23 protein-coding genes are annotated in these 20,302 nt (G+C 65.3%); 13 read left to right on the top strand and 10 right to left on the bottom strand.

Annotated features, from left to right (window positions below):
• Positions 1-44: 44 nt before the first annotated feature.
• Positions 45-833: a DUF3313 family protein gene (locus AWH62_RS05040; RefSeq protein WP_075189403.1), complete on the top strand. Its 789-nt coding sequence runs from the start codon at positions 45-47 to the stop codon at positions 831-833.
• Between the two features lie 11 nt (positions 834-844).
• On the opposite strand, the gene AWH62_RS05035 is transcribed toward AWH62_RS05040, so the two are convergent.
• The 3 genes from AWH62_RS05035 to AWH62_RS05025 are packed head-to-tail and all read right to left on the bottom strand — an operon-like array spanning position 845 to position 3,767.
• A complete protein-coding gene (locus AWH62_RS05035; RefSeq protein ID WP_075189402.1) occupies positions 845-2,131 on the bottom strand; it encodes an HlyC/CorC family transporter in 1,287 nt (428 codons plus the stop codon).
• The gene (gene aroB, locus AWH62_RS05030) at positions 2,128-3,231 is read right to left on the bottom strand and encodes a 3-dehydroquinate synthase (protein ID WP_075189401.1); all 1,104 of its coding nucleotides are present in this window, start codon (positions 3,229-3,231) and stop codon (positions 2,128-2,130) included. The genes AWH62_RS05035 and aroB overlap by 4 nt, the downstream gene beginning before the upstream one ends.
• A complete protein-coding gene (locus tag AWH62_RS05025) occupies positions 3,228-3,767 on the bottom strand; it encodes a shikimate kinase (RefSeq protein ID WP_075189400.1) in 540 nt (179 codons plus the stop codon). Before AWH62_RS05025 ends, aroB begins: the two co-directional genes overlap by 4 nt.
• A 108-nt stretch (positions 3,768-3,875) precedes the next feature.
• Here AWH62_RS05025 and AWH62_RS16965 point away from each other — a divergent pair, with 108 nt between their 5' ends.
• The 4 genes from AWH62_RS16965 to AWH62_RS05010 all read left to right on the top strand — a co-directional run bounded on the left by AWH62_RS16965 (position 3,876) and on the right by AWH62_RS05010 (position 7,659).
• Complete coding sequence (locus AWH62_RS16965) at positions 3,876-4,016, top strand: hypothetical protein (RefSeq protein ID WP_158025566.1); 141 nt, start codon at positions 3,876-3,878, stop codon at positions 4,014-4,016.
• Positions 3,985-5,628, top strand: a complete 1,644-nt coding sequence (locus tag AWH62_RS05020) for a hypothetical protein (RefSeq protein ID WP_158025565.1) — start codon at positions 3,985-3,987, stop codon at positions 5,626-5,628. The genes AWH62_RS16965 and AWH62_RS05020 overlap by 32 nt, the downstream gene beginning before the upstream one ends.
• Positions 5,625-6,596 carry a site-specific tyrosine recombinase XerD gene (locus AWH62_RS05015; protein WP_075189398.1) on the top strand — a complete coding sequence of 324 codons (972 nt, stop codon included), beginning with the start codon at positions 5,625-5,627 and terminating at the stop codon, positions 6,594-6,596. Before AWH62_RS05020 ends, AWH62_RS05015 begins: the two co-directional genes overlap by 4 nt.
• Before the next feature lie 91 nt (positions 6,597-6,687).
• Positions 6,688-7,659: an acetyl-CoA carboxylase carboxyltransferase subunit alpha gene (locus AWH62_RS05010; RefSeq protein ID WP_075189397.1), complete on the top strand. Its 972-nt coding sequence runs from the start codon at positions 6,688-6,690 to the stop codon at positions 7,657-7,659.
• A 25-nt stretch (positions 7,660-7,684) separates the two neighbouring features.
• Here the strand turns inward: AWH62_RS05010 and AWH62_RS05005 are convergent, their stop codons facing one another.
• On the bottom strand, positions 7,685-8,566 hold the full coding sequence (locus tag AWH62_RS05005; RefSeq protein ID WP_075189418.1) for an EamA family transporter: 882 nt from the start codon (positions 8,564-8,566) through the stop codon (positions 7,685-7,687).
• 5 nt (positions 8,567-8,571) lie between these two features.
• The gene (locus AWH62_RS05000; RefSeq protein WP_075189396.1) at positions 8,572-9,555 is read right to left on the bottom strand and encodes a cyclase family protein; all 984 of its coding nucleotides are present in this window, start codon (positions 9,553-9,555) and stop codon (positions 8,572-8,574) included.
• A gap of 110 nt (positions 9,556-9,665) precedes the next feature.
• Between AWH62_RS05000 and AWH62_RS04995 the strand changes: the two genes are divergently transcribed.
• A complete protein-coding gene (locus tag AWH62_RS04995) occupies positions 9,666-10,571 on the top strand; it encodes a LysR family transcriptional regulator (protein ID WP_075189395.1) in 906 nt (301 codons plus the stop codon).
• On the opposite strand, the gene AWH62_RS04990 is transcribed toward AWH62_RS04995, so the two are convergent.
• Entirely contained in the window at positions 10,568-11,029 is a 462-nt protein-coding gene (locus tag AWH62_RS04990) for a GNAT family N-acetyltransferase (protein WP_075189394.1), read from the bottom strand. The two genes, AWH62_RS04995 and AWH62_RS04990, sit on opposite strands and share 4 nt — an antisense overlap.
• A gap of 12 nt (positions 11,030-11,041) precedes the next feature.
• Positions 11,042-13,909, bottom strand: coding sequence for a preprotein translocase subunit SecA (gene secA / locus AWH62_RS04985; protein WP_075189393.1), 2,868 nt, complete (start codon positions 13,907-13,909; stop codon positions 11,042-11,044).
• Between the two features lie 257 nt (positions 13,910-14,166).
• Between secA and AWH62_RS04980 the strand changes: the two genes are divergently transcribed.
• Genes AWH62_RS04980 through AWH62_RS16615 form a run of 3 tightly spaced genes read left to right on the top strand, consistent with a single transcriptional unit; the run spans position 14,167 to position 15,671 of the window.
• Positions 14,167-15,042 carry a peptidylprolyl isomerase gene (locus AWH62_RS04980; RefSeq protein ID WP_158025564.1) on the top strand — a complete coding sequence of 292 codons (876 nt, stop codon included), beginning with the start codon at positions 14,167-14,169 and terminating at the stop codon, positions 15,040-15,042.
• A gap of 50 nt (positions 15,043-15,092) precedes the next feature.
• Positions 15,093-15,509: an 8-oxo-dGTP diphosphatase MutT gene (gene mutT / locus AWH62_RS04975; RefSeq protein WP_075189391.1), complete on the top strand. Its 417-nt coding sequence runs from the start codon at positions 15,093-15,095 to the stop codon at positions 15,507-15,509.
• Positions 15,510-15,671: a Flp family type IVb pilin gene (locus AWH62_RS16615; protein ID WP_083635017.1), complete on the top strand. Its 162-nt coding sequence runs from the start codon at positions 15,510-15,512 to the stop codon at positions 15,669-15,671.
• 17 nt (positions 15,672-15,688) lie between these two features.
• On the opposite strand, the gene AWH62_RS04965 is transcribed toward AWH62_RS16615, so the two are convergent.
• Positions 15,689-16,606: a methyltransferase domain-containing protein gene (locus AWH62_RS04965; protein WP_075189390.1), complete on the bottom strand. Its 918-nt coding sequence runs from the start codon at positions 16,604-16,606 to the stop codon at positions 15,689-15,691.
• 108 nt (positions 16,607-16,714) lie between these two features.
• On the opposite strand from AWH62_RS04965, the gene AWH62_RS04960 reads away from it, so the two are divergent.
• Genes AWH62_RS04960 through AWH62_RS04945 form a run of 4 tightly spaced genes read left to right on the top strand, consistent with a single transcriptional unit; the run spans position 16,715 to position 19,012 of the window.
• Positions 16,715-17,473 carry a ComF family protein gene (locus AWH62_RS04960; RefSeq protein ID WP_158025563.1) on the top strand — a complete coding sequence of 253 codons (759 nt, stop codon included), beginning with the start codon at positions 16,715-16,717 and terminating at the stop codon, positions 17,471-17,473.
• A 23-nt stretch (positions 17,474-17,496) separates the two neighbouring features.
• Complete coding sequence (gene grxC, locus AWH62_RS04955; RefSeq protein ID WP_075189388.1) at positions 17,497-17,754, top strand: glutaredoxin 3; 258 nt, start codon at positions 17,497-17,499, stop codon at positions 17,752-17,754.
• 6 nt (positions 17,755-17,760) lie between these two features.
• Positions 17,761-18,579, top strand: coding sequence for a carbon-nitrogen hydrolase family protein (locus AWH62_RS04950; RefSeq protein ID WP_075189387.1), 819 nt, complete (start codon positions 17,761-17,763; stop codon positions 18,577-18,579).
• Positions 18,580-18,589: 10 nt separating this feature from the next.
• Positions 18,590-19,012, top strand: coding sequence for a DUF1178 family protein (locus tag AWH62_RS04945; protein WP_075189386.1), 423 nt, complete (start codon positions 18,590-18,592; stop codon positions 19,010-19,012).
• Here the strand turns inward: AWH62_RS04945 and AWH62_RS04940 are convergent.
• Both AWH62_RS04940 and AWH62_RS04935 read right to left on the bottom strand, forming a co-directional pair.
• Positions 19,009-19,752 (bottom strand): anti-sigma factor, encoded by a 744-nt coding sequence (locus tag AWH62_RS04940; RefSeq protein WP_143742930.1) that lies wholly within the window; start codon positions 19,750-19,752, stop codon positions 19,009-19,011. The genes AWH62_RS04945 and AWH62_RS04940 overlap by 4 nt on opposite strands.
• A complete protein-coding gene (locus tag AWH62_RS04935) occupies positions 19,742-20,263 on the bottom strand; it encodes an RNA polymerase sigma factor (protein ID WP_075189384.1) in 522 nt (173 codons plus the stop codon). Before AWH62_RS04935 ends, AWH62_RS04940 begins: the two co-directional genes overlap by 11 nt.
• Positions 20,264-20,302: the final 39 nt, after the last annotated feature.

Raw genomic sequence — 20,302 nt, 5'->3', positions numbered from 1 at the left:
GCGCTTCACATGCAAGGTACGTCGCGGCCATCGGGGACAGCATCATGCTCAGATTCAACACAATCATGCGGCGCCTGCTGCCGCTGACGCTCGCGGCTGGTACCGCGGCCTGCTCGACAAGTTTCGAAACCCCCACGACTCTGTCGTCGAGCGCGCATCTTGTGGCCGGCGAACGGCGCCTGCTGGCTGTCGAGGAGTTTGCCGATCCGGCGGCCCTGGCGCAATTGGCCACGCTATATCTGCCGCCTGTCGTCATGGCGCCGGCGGCCGATATCGACCGGGATATTTCTCCGGCCCGGCTCGACGATGTCCGCCTGCAACTCTCCCGTGATCTCTGTCAACGCTTGGCCCGGGCCGGTTTTTCCGTCGAGCCGGTCCGGCACCAACCGGGGACCACACCGGTTCAGCGTGGTGATGTCATCGCCGCGGTCACCGGCATCCGCCGCAATAATGTCGCCACCACCGGCATGTCGCGACTGATCGGCGTTGCCGTTCCCGGGCCCTTCAACCCGCGTGTCCCGCTCGGGATTGGTGCGCTGGGTGTGGAGGCGGAGATACTCGATGCGGACGGACGCCAGATCGCCGCCATCCGCTGGGCATCGCAAAACCATCTCGCATCCGGCGGGGGTGTGACCACAATTCTCGACGGGGCGGATGCCTTCACCGATCTGGCGGATGTCATGGACTTGTCGAGCGTGTTCGCAGATGCGCTGGGCGATCTGGTGGAAGAGGCGCGGGCCGAAGAGGACACCGCGGAGCGGGGCGAAACGCCACGCGGAACCTGCAATGCTTATGAGACGCTGATCGCTGACGCCGTGTCGCCTGAACGCTAGGTCACGGAAGCCTAGCTGCTCGCCACCACATCGTCGGGACTGACCGAGACCCGCAATTTGGTGATCTGGTTGCGGCGACGCTCGACGACTTCGAAACGGGCGCCATGGAAGCCGAAGACCTGGCCGCGTTCGGGGATGGTCTGGGCTTCATGGATGACGAGACCGGCAATCGTGACGGCTTCCTCGTCGGGCAATTCCCAGTCCAGCGCCCGGTTGAGATCGCGGATCGGCAGGGTGCCGTCGACCAGCCAGATGCCGTCGCCATCGGGCTGGATGCCTTCCACGGTGACATCGTGCTCGTCCTCGATGGCGCCGACGATTTCTTCGAGAATGTCTTCCAGCGTTACCAGGCCCATCAGGGCGCCATACTCGTCGACGACGAGGGCGAAATGCTCACGCTTTTCGCGGAAGGCGTTGAGCTGATCGAGGACTTCGGTGGTCTCAGGCACGAACCAGGGTTCGCGGCGCAGCGCGTCGATATCGATAACAGAGGCATTGCCGTCGGCCTCGTGCAGGGCGCGGGCAATGTCGCGGACATGCAGGATGCCGACGATGTTCTCGGTGTCGCCCTTGTAGATCGGCAGGCGGGTGTGCGGTGAGTGCAGGGCCTCGGTGACGATGGCCTCGGACGGTTTGTCGGCATCAATCATCAGGATGGACTTGCGGTGCACCATGATGTCGTCGACCGTGAGATCGCGCAGGTCGAGCACGCCACCCAGCATGTCGCGGTCGTCCTTGACGACGCCGCCTTCTTCATGGTGCAGGGCGATCGCGCCGCGCAGTTCGTCATGCGAAGACAGGACCGGCCCGTCGACATTGGCGCCGAACATCCGCAGCACATTGCGCACCACGAATTGCACCGCGCCGACCACCGGGGCAAAGACGCGGACCACGATCAGGATCGGCCGGGAAACGACCAGCGCGAAGCGTTCCGGGTTCGACAGGGCATAGGTCTTCGGCATGACCTCGGCAAAGACGAGGACGAGAATGGTCATGACCAGCGTCGCCCAGACGACGCTGTTGCCGCCGAGCATGGTCTCGAACAACTGGCCAGCGATCATTGATGCCAGGATATTGACCAGATTGTTGCCGAGCAGGATGGCGCCCAGCAGGCTCTCACCGTCGGAGATCAGGATGTTGACGCGCGCGGCGGCCGGATTTTTCTCGCGCTCGAGCTGCAGCATTCGGGCCCGCGACGTCGCGGTGAGCGAGGTCTCCGATCCGGAGAAAAAGGCAGACAGCAACAAAAGACCCAAAATCGTCAGGGCCGGTCCGATTATTGTCCAGTCGAGGCTCATGAGAGCTGGGTCTCCATAAAGGCGAGAAGGTCGGCTTCATCGGCGGCGGCGTCAATGAAGGCGGCGCCGATGCCGCGCGTGAGAATGAGCGTGATCCGGCCATCCCTGTTCTTCTTGTCGTCCCGCATGCGGGCAACAAGGCTGGCGGCGTTCCAGTCGGTATGGGCCAGTTCATTGGGCGTCGCGGGCAGGCCGATGGCGCGCAGATGGGCCGCGACGCGGGCAGCGTCTATTGCGCTGCAATCGCCGCGATGGGCGGAATAGGCAAAGGCCAGGGCGATCCCGGCGGCAACGGCTTCGCCGTGGCGGATGACATCCTTTGGGGCATCCCCTTCGAAGGCATGGCCGAATGTGTGGCCAAGATTGAGCAGGGCCCGCACCCCGCCCTCGCGCTCATCCTCGGCGACGATGCGGGCCTTGAAGGCGATGGCCGCGGCCACGGCGGTGTCCAGTTCCCGACCATCGAGCACATCGGCGCCGGCGGCTTCGAGGCGATCAAACATCGCGGCGTCACCGATCAGGGCTGCTTTGACGATTTCGGCATAGCCGGCGCGGCGCTCACGATCGGGCAGGGTGGCGAGCAAGTCGCGGTCCGCGATCACCAGTCGTGGCTGATGGAAGGCGCCGGCGAAATTCTTGCCGTGGGTGGTGTTGATCCCGGTCTTGCCGCCGACCGAGCTGTCGACCTGGGCCAGCAAGGTGGTCGGGATCTGGATGAAGTCGACGCCGCGCTTGGTCACGGCGGCGGCAAAGCCTGTCAGATCGCCGATCACACCGCCACCCAAGGCAATGACCGCCTCGGAGCGCTCGACATTGCGATCCAGCAGCGCATCGACGACACCGGCCAGACCGGTCCAGCTTTTCGAGGTTTCGCCCGGCTCGACAATGACCGGGTCAACGCGCAGCCCCTGCGCGGCAAGGGTATCGCTGACGGCTTCCAGATGCAGGGCCGCGACATGCCGGTCGGTAACAAGAATGGCGCGGCCACGCGGGAAGTGCGGGACCAGCTCCGGACCCGCCGCTGCCAGCGCGCCGGCGCCGACCAGCACGTCATAGGCGCGCTCGCCGAGCCCGACATTGACCCGCAAAACCTCACTCAAGCCTCGGCCTCCCGCAGGTCCAATGCCCGCAAAATCGCGTCGAGCGTGATCTGGTGCGAGCCACCGGACGCATCGACATGGATATCAGCCTCTGCATACGCGGCCTCGCGCTTGTTGAGCAAGGCACGCAGCACGCTTTCCGGGTCTTCATCGCGCAGCAGCGGGCGGGTGTCGCGGCGAGTGACGCGTTTGACCAGGGTCTCGACATCGGCCTTCAACCAGATCGAGGTTGCCTTCGCCTTGACCCGGGCCCGGGTCTCCTCATCGACAAAGGCGCCGCCGCCCAGCGCCAGCACCATCGGCGGCTCATCAAGCAGGCGGGCGATAACCTTGCGCTCGCCTTCGCGAAAGGCGGCCTCGCCGAAATCCTCGAATATCTCAGCCACGCTGCGACCGGCGGCCTGTTCGACCGCCTCGTCGGCATCGTGGAAATCCAGTTTCAGCGCATGCGCGAGGCGACGGCCGACCGTAGTCTTGCCGACGCCCATCAGGCCGATCAGGACGAGTGTTTTGGGCGGTTTGTGAACGCGCGACATGCTAGCGGTATAAACGGTCTGGAAATCGCCGCAATCAGGGTTAGGCTCGTCACCTGTACGGCCCGCAGTGCGACGGCGGGTTTTCAAGGGGTCTGAGGAGTCGGTTTCATGCGTGGTTTTCTGGTGGGTGTGGTGGTTATCGCCGGTCTTGTCGCGATCGGATTTGGCACGCTGGTCCTGATTGCCAATGGCCTGGAGCCGACCCGGGAGAATGTGCGTGTCGAGCTGGAAGATGATTTCCCGCGCTAGCCTGCTGGCAGCGCTTCTGGGCGGTACAGCCGCAGCCCAAAATCCGATCGAGGTCGAGCGTCTTGATGCGCTCGATCCGCTTGAGGTGTCGCTGACCAATCGCGGTTTGGGCGATCGTTTGTGGGCCGGGACCAGCCGCGACATGGCCGAGGCCGTGCTGTCGCGCCTGCCGGCCTCGGACGGGCCTGGTTATGCGAGCGAGGCGTTGGCCGATACGGCGCGCCTGATCCTGCTCACCGGTGGACAGCCGCCGGCGGGTGGCCGCGGCGATGCCCGCCTGGCCGAGTTGCGGGTTGACCGCTTGCTGGCTGCCGGTGGCGTCCATGACGCGTTTGACCTGCTGGAACGTACCCCGACCGTCAATCGGCGTCCGGAGCTTGCCCGCTGGCATGCCGAGCTTGGTTTCGCCGTTGGCGAACCCGAGCGCGCCTGCCAGACCGCCAACGCCCTGATCGAAAACCGCGATGTGCCGGAATGGCTGCGTCGCCGCGCCTTCTGCCTGGCCATGGACGGGCAGGGCGCTGCAGCCGAGCTGACCGCCGAACTCGCGCGCTCGGGCTCGGACGATGATGATTTCGATGCGCGCCTGTTTTCAATCACGCTGGATACGCCGGTCGCTGACAGTGTTGCGCCGGCCGATAGCGGCCTGGACTTCGCGATGGCGCGCTATCTGGTAGACCCGGAAGCCGACACGCCGGCCATCGCCGCGACGGCGCCGGGCTGGCTGCGCTCGCTCGGCCACACGCCGGATTTTGAACCGGTGCCGGTCAGCGATGTCAAGGCAGCTCTTGAGGCCGCTTTGGCGCTGACCGGGCGCGAACGTCACCACGCGCTGGAAGAAATCCTGGCACAGGGGGGTGATCGCGAGGTCGCCGGTCTGGCGCTCGGACACATGCTGGCCGATACGTCCGATGCCGCGCGTTTCATCCATGTCGCCCGTCATCACGGCCGTGAAGTTGACACCCTGCCGCTGACCGAGGCGGCGCTTGCCCATGGCTATGACATCGCCCTGGCGGCGGTGATCGTCGGCGACCTGCGCGCGGCGGCGCGCTGGCGCGATGGTCTGGTCGACGGTCCGCCGCACCGGCCCAGCCCGGCCGCACTCGCCGGTCAGCCGATTGTCGAAACCGCAGACGGGCAGCTGATTTACGCCGACGGCACGCCGGTCGATGCCGAGATGCCGGACTGGGTGCCGCCGTCACCGCGCCGCATGGTGACTCTCGATCTCGCCCTGGCCGTGGCGCGCGACGCCCTGTCCGGCGGTAATATTGATGCCGTCCTGGCGGCCTGGATCGAGAGCCAGGGTGACAATACCTTGGGCGTGCAGCTGGCTCTCGCCGAGCTGGGTGCCCGCCTGCCCGGGGATATGCGCCTGACAGTGCTCGGCCAGGCCGGCATCGCGACGGTGACGGAATGGTCGTCCATGGAGATGGCGATGCGGGCCGGCGCCAAAGCCGAGACCGCCATGCTCGCCATCACCTTGCTCAACCGGCCCGAAACCGCCACCGACCCGGTCGTGTTCAGTCGTGCCATCGCGGCGCTTGATGCAGCAGGCCTGCGCCGACAGGCCCTGGCGCTGGTGCTGGAACGCATTGTCGCGAGGGTGCGGTGAGCCCAGCCGATCCGGGTGGCCGCAATGGCAATGGCGCCCTGATCGCGCTGTTTCTCGACATGATGGCCGCTGAGCGCGGGGCTTCGGTCAACACGCTCGACGCCTATCGCCGTGATCTGCTGGACGTCGCCAGCCGCCTCGGCACTGGTGGTCGCCGTCTGGAAAATGCCGCGACGCCGGATCTCGAATCCGTTCTGGCCGGTTTCGCCGCCGATGGTCTGGCCGCGTCGACCGCGGCGCGGCGCCTGTCCGCGATCAAGCGCTTCTACCGCTTCCTGCTGTCGGACGGGGTTCGCGACGACAATCCGGCAACGCCCTTGCGGGCGCCCAAACAGGGACGGTCCCTGCCGAAAATCCTGTCGGAAGCCGATGTCGACGCCCTGTTTGATGCCGCCGCTGGCCAGCCCGGTGCCAACGGGGTCCGCACGCGCGCGCTCATGGAGCTGCTCTATGCCGGCGGACTGCGCGTCACCGAACTTGTCTCCCTGCCGCTGGGGGCGTTTGTGCGTGCCGAGCGCTGTATCCAGATTACCGGCAAGGGCGGGCGCGAACGCCTGGTGCCCCTGACCGAGGCCGCGCTCGACGCGGTGGCCGCCTACAAAGCCGTCCGAGAGACCCACCTGCCGTCCGAGAAGGGTAAGGCCGGCAAGGCCTCTCGCTTCCTGTTTCCGTCGCGGACCGCCAAAGGCGGGCACCTGACACGGGAACGTTTCGCGCAGGTGCTCGGCGAGCTGACCCTGGCGGCGGGTCTGGATCCGGACAAGGTCTCGCCGCACGTCCTGCGGCACGCTTTTGCCACTCATCTTCTGGCGCGGGGCGCCGATCTGCGTAGCGTGCAGATGCTGCTGGGGCATGCCGATGTCTCGACCACGCAGATCTATACGCATGTACTTGACGAAAGACTGAAATCCCTCGTCCAGTCGGCGCACCCGCTGGCGCGGCGTGCCGATGACGGCGACGCCGGTTGACGTATGCGTAAGCACGGCTTTTGAGGCTTGTAGCGCCGGGACCGGGTGGTTAGGTTGCCCCCCACTTTGTGATCACAGGCGTTGGCAGGGCATGTCCGACCCCACACGTACCTATCTCGATTTCGAACGGCCGCTGGCCGAATTGGAAGCCAAGATCGAAGAGCTCGAATCCCTCGCGGGTGAAGACTCTCCGGACATGGCGGAAGAGACCGCGCGTCTGCGCCAGAAGGCGGCTGAACAGCTCGCTGCGCTCTATTCCAAGCTCGACCCCTGGCGCAAGACGCTGGTCGCCCGTCATCCGGAACGGCCGCATTTCCGCGATTACCGCAAGGCGTTGATCGAGGATTTCGAGGAATTGTGCGGCGATCGCCGTTTCTCCGAAGACGCGGCCATTGTGGGTGGTCTCGGCCGTTTCCGCGGGCGCTCCGTGGTCGTGATCGGCCATGAGAAGGGCCACGACACCGAAACCCGCATCAAGCATAATTTCGGCATGGCGCGTCCGGAAGGCTATCGCAAGGCGATCCGCCTGATGGACATGGCCGAGAAATTCGACCTGCCGGTTCTCACTTTCGTCGATACCGCCGGCGCCTATCCCGGCCTCGGCGCGGAAGAACGTGGCCAATCCGAAGCCATTGCCCGCTCGACCGAGCGCTGCCTGACCCTGGGCACCCCGCTGATTTCCACCATCACCGGTGAAGGCGGTTCCGGCGGCGCCGTGGCCCTGGCCAGCGCCAATGTCGTGATGATGCTGGAGCACTCGATCTATTCGGTGATCTCGCCGGAAGGCTGCGCCTCGATCCTGTGGAAGGATTCGGCGCGCGCCAAGGATGCGGCCGTCGCCATGAAAGTGACCGCGCCGGACCTGCTGGCGATGAAGATTGTTGACCAGGTCATCCCCGAGCCGATCGGCGGTGCGCACCGTCACGCGGCCGCGACCATGACGTCGGTCGGCAATGCGATCGAAAAACATCTCGGTCAGCTCGAACAGATGGACGCCAAAGCCCTGCGCCAGCAACGCCGTGAACGCTTCCTCGCCATTGGCCGGACCCTCCCGGGGGCTTAGGCCCGCCATCCCGTCCGTCGTGATGCTACAGCTCCGTCTCGGCGCTGCTAACCCGCGTGCCCGGCGGCGGGGATGTCTGACTCAGCCAGAGACTGGCCAGCACGACCAGCATGCCGCCAATCTGTGTGGCTGACAGGCTTTGGCCCAGCACCGCCCAGCCAAGACATGCCGCGGTCATCGGGCTGAGGAAGCCGAGCAGGGTGGCCCGGGCCGGGCCGATCAGGGCGAGGCCGCGAAACCAGACCCAATAGGTCAGGGCGGCGCCGGGAAGGGCGAGCCAGGCCAGTCCGCCCAGCGTCAGCGCATTGATCGGTGGAAGCCCGCCTTCGGCCAGCAGAGCAAGCGGAACCAGCAGGACACCACCCGCCGTCAACTGCCAGGCCGTCAGCGTCAGCGGCGAGACCGGGAATTGCCACCGCCGCGTGAGCACGCTGCCGGCCGCCATGGCCGCCGCGCCGCCCAGTCCGGCGAGCACGCCGACCGCGTCGATCCGGGCCTGACTGGTGAGGACCAGAAGGGCAACACCGGTGAGGCCCATCAGGCCGGCAATGACCTGGCGAGAGCGGATACGGTCGGATAATGCGAGGCGTGCAAGGGCGATGACGAACAGCGGCTGGATGGCGCCGACCGTCGCGGCGATGCCGCCGGGCAAGCGATAGGCCGCGATGTTGAGCAGGCTCCAGAAGACCGTGAAGTTGAGGGCGCCGAGAATGACGAGCTTGATCACCCATTCGGCACGCGGAAGCCGGCGCACGAACAGCAGGAGCAGCAGGCCGGCCGGCAGCGCGCGCAGCGCCGCAATGCCCAGCGCATGATCCGGCGGCAGGCTCAGCGTGATGGCCAGGTAGGAACATCCCCAGATCGCCGGGGCGAGCGCGGTCAGGGCGATATCCGGTAGACGCGGCATGACCATCACTCCACCGGCAGGGCGATCGGCCGCATGGGCGCCGCGTCGGCGCCCCGCAGGCGCAGCGAGGCCGCAATGAAGGCGAATTCATGCACGCCATCGCGGGCCAGGCCTTCAAGATTGACCACTTCCAGGATCGGGATGCCCGACTGGGCCAGCAGGAAGGTGTGGACGGGCACGTAATTGCCCTCGACCTCGGACGGGAAGGCCTCGAAGCTGAGATTGTCGGCGCCGACCACCATCGCGCCGGCATCGGCGAGGTAGCGAGCGGCGTCCATGCCGAGGCCGGGCGCGTTGGTCATGTAGGTCTCTGCATCCTCGAAATCCTGCATCCAGCCGGTGCGGATCAGGACGACATCGCCTGTGCGAATGGTCAAACCTGTGTCGTCCAGGGCCGCTGCGATATCAGTGGCGGTCACGCGATAGCCCGGTTCCAGCCTGTCGATGTCGAACAGGGCCGGGAGGTCGACCAGCAGGCCGCGCGCAATGATCGGCGGCAAGGCGCCGGCGTCGGCCCGTTGCCAGCCGCGATCGCCAAGATGCTCGTCGGCGGTGAAACCGTTCCAGATCCGACCATCAATTCCGAAATGGCTGAGTGCATCGATATGGGTGCCTGTATGCGTGTAGAGGCTGACCGCCGAGCCGGAATAGCTGACATGCGCGTTGACGCCGTCCCCGACGCCGAGCGGATCGTCGATCGCGGTGCCGCGCGGTGTGTGGGTCATCCAGAGCCGGTAATGCGGGTCGCCCGCCGCCTGCCAGCTGGGCATGCCGATGAAATATTCGACGGCCAGGTCATAGCTTGTGCCGCCCTTGATCCGGCCAAGGATGGCCGCACGGCTGGCATCGGTCATGTCATTGAGGCGGCCGATCTCGTCATCGGCGCCCCAGGGACTGTGGCCAACCTGCTGGGCTTGCCCGACAGATGTTGCCACAAGAGCAAGCAAGGCGGGGATGGCGACGCGATCGAGGTGCAGGAAGCGGGGCATGTCTCTCTCCAATGCGGGGCGGCAGGGCCGCGATAGGTGGAGAGGTACGGGTTTCGCTGGAATTCGATAATTGCCATAGTCTTCACCTCAATGTTTCGCTTGGGTGAATTATGGATCGCTTTCTCCTGCTCAATACCTTCCGCCGCGTCGTCGAGCTGGACGGGTTCGCAGCGGCTGCCCGCGACCTTGGCCTGTCCAATGCGTCGGTCTCGAAACATGTCGCGCAGCTGGAATCGCATCTCGGCGTCGCCCTGTTGGTCCGGACGACCCGGCGGTTGAGCCTGACCGATGCCGGCCGCGACTATTACCGCAATGCCGTCCACATACTCGACACGCTGACCGAAGCCGACGATCAGGCAGGTCTTGCGGGCGTGGCGCCGCGGGGACGAATCCGGATGACGGCGCCCATGTCGCTGGGACTGGCGGACCTGACCGACCGGCTGGTCGACTTCCGCGAGCAATATCCGGAGATCACGCTGGATGTCCTGCTTGATGATCGTCAGGTCGACCTTGTCGAGCACGGACTCGACCTGGCCATCCGCGGTGCCGGACCGTTGGCCGATTCCTCGCTGCGCGGACGCCGGCTGACGCCCATGGATCGCTGGCTTGTGGCATCACCGCGCTATCTGGAGAGCCGCGGGACGCCGACCTCGCCCGATCAGCTCACCGACCATGCCTGCCTCGCCTACAGCCATGCCGCCGTGCCTGATGTCTGGCGTTTTAGCCGGGACGGGGCCGAGGTCGAAGTGGGGTTTAACGGCCCGATGCGGATCAGCAATTCAATCGCCATCGTGACGGCTCTGGTCCGCGGCCAGGGGATTGCGCTCGTCCCGGCATTCCTGGCGGAACGGGAATTGGCGGCCGGGCAATTGGTGCGCGTGCTGGACAGGTGGGAGAGCGAGCCGCGATCACTGCACGTGCTCTATCCGGGGCATCGGGAGCATTCGGCCCGTGTCCGGGCCCTGATCGATTTTCTGGTCGCGACCTATCGTGAACGCCCGCTGGGACGCGACTAAAGCACCACTTCCAGCCAGGGCAGCTCGCGGCCCTTGAAGACATCGCTGGGGCGCATGGCGACGCGGCGGGCGCCCATGTGGATGTAGGCGGCTTCGGCATTGGGGTCGGCGAGGATGGTCATGACCGTTTCGCCGCGGGCCTTGAGCTTGGCCTTGGCGTCCTCGAACAGGTCGCGGCCAACGCCCTTGCCGATGGCAGCAGGGGTAATGAACAAGAGGTCGAGCGTGCCATGATGGCCGCCGGGATCGATCTGGCAGACACCCAGCGGGGTGCCGTCATCAAGCTCGGCGACGGTGGTGTGGCCGGCTTCGATGTCCTCGGCCGTCACTTTCAGATAGGGCGCGACCTCGGCCATGAAGACCTCGTCATAACCCCAATGCGCCTTTGATTGCAGGCACAGCTCGGAGAGCGCGTCTTCCTCACCGGGGCGAGCGGGGCGGAGGCGGACAGGGCTCACCGACCGCTCCGGTCACGCCGATGGCGGGTTGTCGATGGCACCGTGGCATTGCTTGTATTTCTTGCCGGAACCGCACGGGCAGGGCGCATTGCGGGCGACCCGGCCCCAGGTTTCCGGCTTGTTGGCGTTGACCGGCGTCGAGACCCGGCGCTGGGTCGGCGCAATACGCGGCGCGACCGGTCCATCGCCCGGATCCGCCATCTCATTGCGGCCGGTGCGCGGATCGATATGGGTGGCGGTCAGGCCTTCCGGTTCCTTTGGCGGCGCCGGTGCGCGTTCGAAGCGGATCAGCATCAGCTGCCGGGTCACTTCGCCGCGCAGATTGTCCATCATGCGCTCGAACAGGTTGAAGGCCTCGGTCTTGAACTCGTTGAGCGGATTGCGCTGGGCGTAGGAACGCAGGCCGATCATCGAGCGCATGGCGTCGAGATTTTGCAGGTGTTCGCGCCAATTGATGTCGATGGCCTGCAGCAGGATGGATTTCTCGATCCGGCGCATCAGGTCCGGACCGGCATTGGCGGCCTTCTCGGCATAGGCCTTGTCGGCGGCGGCGGAGACGCGTTCGAGGATTTCCTCGTCGGCAATGCCCTCTTCCTCGGCCCAGGCTTCGACCGGCAGGTCGAGCCCGAATTCGCTCTGCAGCTGCTCCTTGAGGCCGGCAATATCCCACTGGTCGGCATAGGCCTTGGGCGGGATATGGGCGGTCACCAGGTCTTCCGCCGTGGACTGGCGCATGTCCTTGATGACTTCGGCCACATCGTCGGAGAGCATGAAGTCGATGCGCTGTTCGAACACCGCCTTGCGCTGGTCATTCATCACGTCATCGTATTTGAGGACGTTCTTGCGGATGTCGAAATTGCGCTGCTCGACCTTGCGCTGCGAGGTCTCCAGCGCCTTGGACATCCAAGGATGCTGAATCGCCTCGCCTTCCTTCATGCCCAGCGTGCGCATGATGGTGTCGAGACGCTCCGGCGCGAAGATGCGCAGCAAATCGTCCTGCACCGAGATGAAGAATTTCGAGCGGCCCGGATCGCCCTGGCGACCGGTCCGGCCGCGCAGCTGGTTGTCGATGCGGCGGCTTTCATGGCGTTCGGTGGCGAGGACATACAGTCCGCCGGCATCGAGTGCGTGGCGCTTCTTCTCGGCGATGTCGGCCTTGATGGCGTCCATCTCGCGATCAATCTCGGTCTGGGTCGGGGTTTTGCCGGCGGCTTCCTGTTCGGCTTTCCAGGCATCCAGACGCATGTCGGGATTGCCGCCAAGCTGAATGTCGGTACCGCGACCGGCCATGTTGGTGGCGATTGTCACCGCACCCGGCACACCGGCCTGGGCGACGATGAAGGCTTCCTGCTCGTGATAGCGCGCATTGAGCACCTGGTGCTCGAGCGGGATCAGTTTGAGCATTTCCGGCAGCGTGCGCTCGACCGGGCGGGCTGATTTTTCGAACTCGGCCTTGGCCGCCTCGTCCTTGGGATAAAGATGGCCCAGCATCTTCTTGAACAGGGCCTTGTCACTCATCAGCCGGTCGATGACTTCCGACTTTTCGATCGAGGCCGTGCCGACCAGGACCGGCTGGCCGCGCTCCTGGCAATCGACGATCTCGTCGATGATGGCGGCGTATTTCTCTTCCAGCGTGCGGTAGACTTCGTCTTCCTCGTCGATCCGGGCGATCGGCTTGTTGGTCGGAATCTCGACCACGGCCAGCTTGTAGATGTCGAAGAATTCGTCGGCCTCGGTGAGCGCCGTACCGGTCATGCCGGCGAGCTTGTCGTAGAGGCGGAAATAATTCTGGAAAGTGACCGAGGCGAGGGTCTGGTTTTCCGGCTGGATCTCGGTGCCTTCCTTGGCCTCGATCGCCTGGTGCAGGCCATCGGACAGGCGGCGGCCCGGCATCATGCGGCCAGTGAATTCGTCGATCAGGACAACCGCATTGTCCTTGATGATGTAATCCTTGTCGCGCACGAAGATTTTGTGCGCCTTGAGGGCCTGGTTGACGTGGTGGACAACCTGGATGTTCTCGACGTCATAGAGGTCGCCTTCCGCGAGGAGTTCGCGCTCGTGCAGCAGGCGCTCGATTTCCTCGTTGCCTTCTTCAGTCAGAAGGATGGTGCGGGCCTTCTCGTCGATCTCGTAGCACTCCTCGCCCATCAGCGGGATCAGCTCGTTGATCGTCTTGTAGAATTCGGTGCGATCCTCGGTCCGGCCGGAGATGATCAGCGGGGTGCGCGCCTCATCGATCAGGATCGAGTCGACCTCATCGACGATGGCAAAGCCGTGACCGCGTTGCACCATCTCCTCGGTCGAGTATTTCATGTTGTCGCGCAGATAATCGAAGCCGAGTTCGTTATTGGTCGCGTAGGTGATGTCGCAGGCATAGGCCTCGCGGCGTTCCGGATCGGTCATGCCGTGGGCGATGACGCCGGTGGTCATGCCCAGCTGGGCAAAGACCCGGCCCATCCATTCGCTGTCGCGGGTGGCGAGGTAGTCATTGACCGTGACCACGTGCACGCCCTTGCCGGGCAGCGCGTTGAGATAGCAGGGCAGGGTGGCGACGAGGGTCTTGCCCTCACCGGTCTTCATCTCGGCGATCGAGCCTTCGTGCAGCACCATGCCGCCCATCAGCTGGACGTCATAAGGGCGCAGACCGAGCGCGCGCTTGGCCGCTTCACGGACAGCGGCGAAGGCCTCGGGCAGGAGATTGTCGAGTTTCTCGCCGTTTTCCAGACGGGCCCGGAATTCGACCGTCTTCCCTTTCAGCGCGTCGTCGGAGAGCGCTTCGAACTCCGGCTCCAGTGCGGTGATTTTTTCGACCGCGGGCCGCAGACGGCGGACTTTGCGATCATTTTCGGTTCCGAAGAGCTTGCGGGCAATGGAGAGCATGTGGATCAGGCTTTGCGAACTACTGGGCAGCTGGCGTCCGGCGCCCAGGTTTCGTTCCGTTCGCCGGGGACGACAGCATTGCTTTGAAACGTCAGGGTGACTTAAGGATGAGGGGTGTAACTGTCAATCAAGCCGCGCGGCAACTCTGCCCCGCGCCTTTTACAGATGAGGCGCTACAGGTGTCTGTTTTCAGGCTCTTTTGCATTTTTGTGCTGACTGCAACTTGCGCCGCCTGCGGCCCGGAACCGCGGCGCACGGTGGAGGATTTCGACTCAGGCGCTGCGGTCCTTGCGCTGGATGAGGCTGATCCCGTCGTGGCGCGGGTCGAGGGCACGATGATCCGGCGCTCGGATGTCGAACGCGAAGCGCTGGCCCAGCAGGGTGATTCGACCGCTGTTCCGCCAGCCATGGGGTCGGAGGAATTTGACCGGGTGCTCGAGGAATTGATCGATCAGCGCCTGCTGGCCCTCGAAGCCCGCCGCCGCGACCTGCACCAGTCCGAGGAGGCCCGTCGCCGGCTTGCCCTGGCCGAGGAACGCATTCTTGGCAATGTCCTGGTCGAGACCGCGCTGGCCGACGCCGTGACCGATGAAACCATCCAGCGCATTTATGAGGAGCAGATCCGCCTCATCCCGCTCGGCGAAGAGGTGCGTGCCCGCCACATCCTGGTGCAGACGCGAGACGAGGCGGTGGCGATCAAGGCCCTGCTTGACGAAGGCCGGGATTTTGCCGAGCTCGCTGTCGCCATGAGCGAGGACCAGGCGACCCGGCTTGAGGGCGGGGATCTGGGATATTTCTCGCGTGAGGGTATTTTGCCCGCTTTCGGTGCCGTCGCTTTTGCGACGCAGGAAGGTGTGGTGTCCGAGCCCTTCCAGTCCGAGTTCGGCTGGCACATCCTGACCGTGGTCGACCGCCGCCGTCAGCCGCCGCCTTCGCTGGAGGCGCTGCGACCCAACATTATCCGCTTTTACACGTTCGACCAGTTGGAGGCCCTGATCGAAGGGCTGCGGTCAGAGGCCGAAATCGAACGGGCCGACCTGTCGCTCGCGCTTGCGCCGCCGGACGAGGCTGGTGAAGAGGGGGTGGTGTCGCCGGAGCCTGAAGAAAACCTCAATTCCGACGAACCCGGATAGGCTGGAATTAACCGCCTTTCTGCACAGGTCCTTAAGGGAGATGTGGAAGTATGACGGCTCGTAGCCCCAAACCGGTGCTCTATGTTGCCGCATGTGCCTTGCTGGATGCCGATGGTCGCATCCTCATCGCCAAGCGGCCCGAGGGCAAATCAATGGCGGGGCTTTGGGAATTCCCGGGCGGCAAGATCGAGCCGGGAGAGACGCCGGAGCAGGCTGTGGTTCGCGAATTGCGGGAAGAGCTGAGCGTTGAACCGTGTGAGCGGTGCCTGCACCCGTTTGCCTTCGTTTCGCACCCCTATGACGACTTCCATATCGTCATGCCCTTCTTCCTCTGCCGCACCTGGGACGGGTTCCCGCAGCCCAATGAGGGCCAGGAACTGGCCTGGGTCCGCAAGGAAAGACTGCGCGACTACCCGATGCCCGCCGCCGATTTGCCCTTGGCGGCCGAATTGAGGGATCGTCTCTAGATGCGCGCGCTTGTGTCCCGATATTGTCGCGATGAGCGTGGTGGCACGGCGATCGAATACGCCTTCATTGCGGTCGTGGTGTCGACGATGCTGATCGGCGCCTTCTCGCTTCTCGCTCCCGCCTTGATCGGCGTGTGGGACACGATCTCCGCGGTTTTCTAGCCGCGCGCCGGTGGCGGTCAGCGACCGGCTTTTTCACCCAGTGATCTTTCGCGTGTCCCGAGGGCGTCGGCGAGCCTGTGTGTGGCCGAGCCGGGCCGTTTCGGTTTGGGCTGGTCGGGATGGGGAGCCCATCCGGCGGCGTGGATAATCTCAAAGCTCGCCCGGATGCGTCCGTCCGGGTCGGCAAAACGGTCCGCATAGATCTGGCCGGCCCGGGCAAACAGGGCGCGGCTCGCCGGGTTGCGCGGCCGATCCGCCAACACCGAGGTTTCTCCCATGCCACGTAAATCCGCCATCAGTGCGAAGATGTGGTCATACCGCACGGTCACCCGGTCAATATCCGCAACCGGCATGGCAAAGCCGGCGCGTTGCAGCAGGGCCGCCATATCGAAGGTTCCCGCGAGTGGCGAGACGCGCGCTGAAACACCGCCGGTGAGCTCGCCCTCGGCGGCCATCAGGCTTTGCCGCAATTCGGTCAGGGTCGCGCCGCCGGGCAGGGCGCAGGCAAAGAAACCATCCGGCTTGAGGGCATGATTGATCTGGACCAGGGCGCCGGGCAGATCATTGGTCCAGTGCAGCCCCCAGGGCGCCAGAACCAGATCGAGACTTTCCGGGGCAAAGGGCAGGCATTCCTCGTCGAGGGCGAGAGCCGGGGCGTCGAGGCGGGTCGTGATGCGTGGCGACAGGTCGGCGCGGCACAGCCATTTCACCTTGGTCCGCAGCACGGCGGCAGTATCGGCAGCAAGCAGGCCCGGGCCGCCGCCCAGAATTGCAGCGCGGTCGAAATCACGGGTCACGCTGGCGACCCGGTCGACCATGTCGTCAAATGATCGTTGCGCGAGAAAGTTGTAATCTGTCATTGTGCGCGCCGACCGGTCGCGGCGGCGTCGCAGCAGGTCGCGGTCAAACAGGGCGGGCGGCGTGTTGGCTGTCATCCCGCGGATATGCCCCCTGGCCGGCGGTCGGAAAAGGGGCAGCATGCAGGAAAAGCAGGTTGAACCATCGCGGTGGCGCGGATGGAGCGGACGGAGGGGAGGGCAGGCGTGCGGGAAACAGGATGGCAGGCAATCGGGCGACGACTGGCTGACCTGGCCTGGCCGCCGGTCTGCCCTATGACCGGCCGGACGGTCGACCGGGTCGGCCATCTGGCACCGGATCTGTGGCGACGGTTGAATTTTCTCGACGCGCCCTGGTGTGACACCTGCGGCTGGCCGTTCCCGTACCCGGGTGGCGGCGGTGCGGCGTCGCTGTCAGTCTGTGCCGGCTGTGTTGCCAATCCGCCGCGTTATGACCGGGCCCGTGCGCCCCTGGCCTATGACGGTGTGGCCAGCCCGTTGGTGGTCGGTTTCAAGCATGGCAGCCGGCGTGAGATGGTCGACCAGTTCGCGCGCTGGATGGCGCGGGCCGGGGCGGATTGCCTTGAGGGCGCCGATGCGCTGGTGCCGGTGCCCCTGCACTGGCGCCGACTGATCGCCCGCCGCTACAACCAGTCGGCGCTGTTGTGCCGGGCCTTGTCACCGCTGACTGGATTGCCGATATGGACCGACCTCCTGGTCCGGCAACGTCCGACCCCCAGTCAGGCGGGGCGCACCGCCCGCATGCGTCGCCGCAACATGGCCGCCGCTTTCGCGGTCACCGACCCGTCGCGGCTTGCCGGGCGGCATCTGGTCCTGGTCGATGATGTGGTTACCACGGGCGCGACTGTGACAGCGTGTACCCGGCAGCTGAAACGCGCCGGTGCCGCCTCGGTGCGGGTTGTGGCATTGTGCCGAGTTGTACGCGAAACCGATCCCACTATCTAAGACGGATCATCCGGAGTGAATTCATGGCCGACATAACCATCTACACCCGCCCGATGTGCGGCTATTGCGCGCGTGCGGTGTCCTTGCTCAAGCAGAAGGGCGTCAAGTTTGACGAGATTGATGCCGGTTTCGACCAGTCCAAGCGACAGGAAATGATCCAGCGGTCGAATGGCGGTCGCACCTTCCCGCAGATTTTCATCGGCGACATGCATGTCGGCGGTTGTGACGAGCTGATGGCGCTTGAGCGCGGCAACAAGCTCGACGCCCTGCTGCAGGCCTGATCCGGCATGGAGGTCGCCCTCATCCAGATGCGCTCGGGCATCGACCCGGCGGAGAACCTGGCCACGGCCTGTGCGCTGATCCGTGCGGCGGCGGCTGACGGTGCCGGCTTCATCGCGACGCCCGAAACCACGCATCTGGTGCAAAAAGACGCCGACGCGGCCTTCGCCGTGATGTGTACGCCCGACGATGATCCGGCGATACCGGCCTTCGCGGCGCTGGCGAAGGAGCTGGGTGTCTGGCTCCTGATTGGATCCTTGGCTGTCCGCATCGCCGAGCGCCGGGCTGCCAATCGCAGCTTCCTCTTCGCTCCGACCGGCGCGATCGCAGCGACCTATGACAAGGCCCACATGTTCAATGTCGGACTCGGCCAGGGCGAGACCTATCGCGAGAGCGATAATTATGAAGCCGGGGACCGGCTTGTCGTGCATGACATTGACGGCGCGAAGCTCGGCCTGTCGATCTGCTATGATGTCCGTTTCGCCTATCTCTATCGCCGCCTCGCGCAGGCCGGTGCCGAGGTGCTGACCGTGCCGGCTGCCTTCACCAAGCCGACCGGCCGCGCCCATTGGGACGTGCTGCTGCGGGCGCGCGCCATCGAGACCGGCAGCTATGTGCTCGCCCCGGCCCAGGGCGGGCAGCATGCCGATGGCCGCAAGACCTGGGGGCATTCGATCATCATCGGTCCCTGGGGCGAGACGGTTGCCGAACTCGATCATGACAATCCCGGCCTGTTGCGCGCCCGGCTCGACCTGCGCAAGGTCGCCGAAGCCCGCCAGCGCATTCCGGCGCTGCAGCATGACCGCACCCTGAGCGGTCCGCTCTGACAGGCCGCCCATGATCCGCTACGCCCTTCTTTGTGACGACGACCATTCGTTCGAGGCCTGGTTCTCGGACTCCGCCGGTTTCGACGATCAGTGCGCCCGTGGTCTTGTCGAGTGTCCGCATTGTGGTTCGACGCAGGTGAGAAAGGCGCTCGCGGCGCCGGCGGTTGCCACCTCGCGCAAGCGGGAGGCGACGAGTGAACATCGCATGGCCGAGATGGCGTCGAAGGTGAAAGCCCATATCCGCAAGAATTACGACTATGTCGGCACGGATTTCGCCAGTGAGGCGCGGGCCATGCATGACGGCGAAAAGCCGGCGCGGCTGATCTATGGCGAGGCCTCGTTGTCGGACACAAAAGCGTTGAGCGAAGACGGGGTGCCCGTCACCCCGCTCCCGGACGCGCTGGCGCCGACCCCGCCCAAAAAGGCGAATTAATCCGGATCGCCGGACCAGCCGTTTTCGATGGCAGCGGCTTCGGCCTCGGCATCGAGGGTTTCGCCGGCAATGCGGGCATCGACCGCCTCCAGCAGGATGGTCGGCAGCGCCGTTGACGCGGTACGGATCGGACCGTTTGACCCGGCCGGGACGGGCGCGGTCAGTTCAACCACCCAGCGACCGTCTTCGCGGCAGGCCAGCCCCGCCGTTCCACCTTGCTGGAAGGCCCGGCAATACCCGCCCGCGTCCGTCGCGAAGCTGAGCTGGACATGGGTGTCGCCTTCGCCGACAGCGCCGGAGGCCTGGCGGTCGAGCGCGGTCGCGAGCACCCCGCCGGCCATCAGCCGGTCGCCTTCAAAATGCAGCGGGGCCGGCTCCGTCAGCCCAAAGCGGCTGCCGATCAACACCCCGATGACGAGGCTGGCAGCGATCGCGCCATAGGCCTGCCAGGCGGGGCGCGAGGGGCGGTCACCGGTCGGGCGTTGGAAGGGCAGGACGGTCTCGCTGTCCGGCGCCGTGTCGCGATCTGCCTGCCGCACGGCGGCGATCAGGTGATCGGGCACGGCCTCTTCGGCAATCGGCTGATAGGTCTCTCGGACGGCCTGGTCACTCAGCTGCAGCCGCTCCAGGCGGTCGGTCAGCGCCGGGTCGGCGTCGATCGCGACGGCGATGCGCTCCATCTCCGCCTCGTCCAACTCCCCGTCGAGGAAGGCGATCAGGGTTTCATCATCAATCATCATGTCCTGCCTCCACACTGTCGGGATTGAGTTGGGCTTCCAGCGCCTTGCGGCCACGCGCGAGCCGGCTGGTCAGCGTCCCCATCGGCACGTCGAGCACATTGGACGCTTCCTTGTAGGACAGGCCCTCAACGAGGACGAGCCCAACCGCGATGCGCTGGTCGTCGGGCAGGGTGGCCATGGCACGCTCGACCGACATGGCGCGTATCCGCTTGTCGAAATCGGGGTCCTCGGCGCCGACGCTCTCGCCGGCCTCCGGCGGGGCGAGGTGTCGACCCTGACGCTGACGGCGGCGGGTTTCATCGATCCAGGCGTTTTTCATGATGCGATACATCCAGCTGTCCAGGCGCGTTCCGTCCTGCCATTGATCCAGGCGGGTCAGGGCGCGCTCCACGGTTAGCTGGACGAGGTCATCGGCATCGGCGGCATCGCGTGACAGCGAGCGCGCAAACCGCCGCATGCGCGGCAGATATTCGATCATCTCGTTTTCGAGCCGGGCGGATCGCTTACCCATTCCCACTCCATCAACGTCTGGAAGAAAGTGTTTCTTCCA

This window comes from Maricaulis sp. W15 (assembly GCF_001924955.1).
GTDB lineage: Bacteria > Pseudomonadota > Alphaproteobacteria > Caulobacterales > Maricaulaceae > Maricaulis > Maricaulis maris.
Note: the sequence above shows the minus strand (reverse complement) of the source record. Positions and strands in the feature narration are given on the sequence as shown.

What these genes read in the sequence shown, in the direction of transcription:
- AWH62_RS05040 (WP_075189403.1), top strand. Translation starts at nt 45, where the DNA reads ATGCTCAGATTCAACACAATCATGCGGCGCCTGCTGCCGCTGACGCTC.
- AWH62_RS05035 (WP_075189402.1), bottom strand. Translation starts at nt 2,131, where the DNA reads ATGAGCCTCGACTGGACAATAATCGGACCGGCCCTGACGATTTTGGGT.
- AWH62_RS05025 (WP_075189400.1), bottom strand. Translation starts at nt 3,767, where the DNA reads ATGTCGCGCGTTCACAAACCGCCCAAAACACTCGTCCTGATCGGCCTG.
- AWH62_RS16965 (WP_158025566.1), top strand. Translation starts at nt 3,876, where the DNA reads ATGCGTGGTTTTCTGGTGGGTGTGGTGGTTATCGCCGGTCTTGTCGCG.
- AWH62_RS05010 (WP_075189397.1), top strand. Translation starts at nt 6,688, where the DNA reads ATGTCCGACCCCACACGTACCTATCTCGATTTCGAACGGCCGCTGGCC.
- AWH62_RS05005 (WP_075189418.1), bottom strand. Translation starts at nt 8,566, where the DNA reads ATGCCGCGTCTACCGGATATCGCCCTGACCGCGCTCGCCCCGGCGATC.
- AWH62_RS05000 (WP_075189396.1), bottom strand. Translation starts at nt 9,555, where the DNA reads ATGCCCCGCTTCCTGCACCTCGATCGCGTCGCCATCCCCGCCTTGCTT.
- AWH62_RS04995 (WP_075189395.1), top strand. Translation starts at nt 9,666, where the DNA reads ATGGATCGCTTTCTCCTGCTCAATACCTTCCGCCGCGTCGTCGAGCTG.
- secA (WP_075189393.1), bottom strand. Translation starts at nt 13,909, where the DNA reads ATGCTCTCCATTGCCCGCAAGCTCTTCGGAACCGAAAATGATCGCAAA.
- mutT (WP_075189391.1), top strand. Translation starts at nt 15,093, where the DNA reads ATGACGGCTCGTAGCCCCAAACCGGTGCTCTATGTTGCCGCATGTGCC.
- AWH62_RS16615 (WP_083635017.1), top strand. Translation starts at nt 15,510, where the DNA reads ATGCGCGCGCTTGTGTCCCGATATTGTCGCGATGAGCGTGGTGGCACG.
- AWH62_RS04965 (WP_075189390.1), bottom strand. Translation starts at nt 16,606, where the DNA reads ATGACAGCCAACACGCCGCCCGCCCTGTTTGACCGCGACCTGCTGCGA.
- grxC (WP_075189388.1), top strand. Translation starts at nt 17,497, where the DNA reads ATGGCCGACATAACCATCTACACCCGCCCGATGTGCGGCTATTGCGCG.
- AWH62_RS04950 (WP_075189387.1), top strand. Translation starts at nt 17,761, where the DNA reads ATGGAGGTCGCCCTCATCCAGATGCGCTCGGGCATCGACCCGGCGGAG.
- AWH62_RS04945 (WP_075189386.1), top strand. Translation starts at nt 18,590, where the DNA reads ATGATCCGCTACGCCCTTCTTTGTGACGACGACCATTCGTTCGAGGCC.
- AWH62_RS04940 (WP_143742930.1), bottom strand. Translation starts at nt 19,752, where the DNA reads ATGATGATTGATGATGAAACCCTGATCGCCTTCCTCGACGGGGAGTTG.
- AWH62_RS04935 (WP_075189384.1), bottom strand. Translation starts at nt 20,263, where the DNA reads ATGGGTAAGCGATCCGCCCGGCTCGAAAACGAGATGATCGAATATCTG.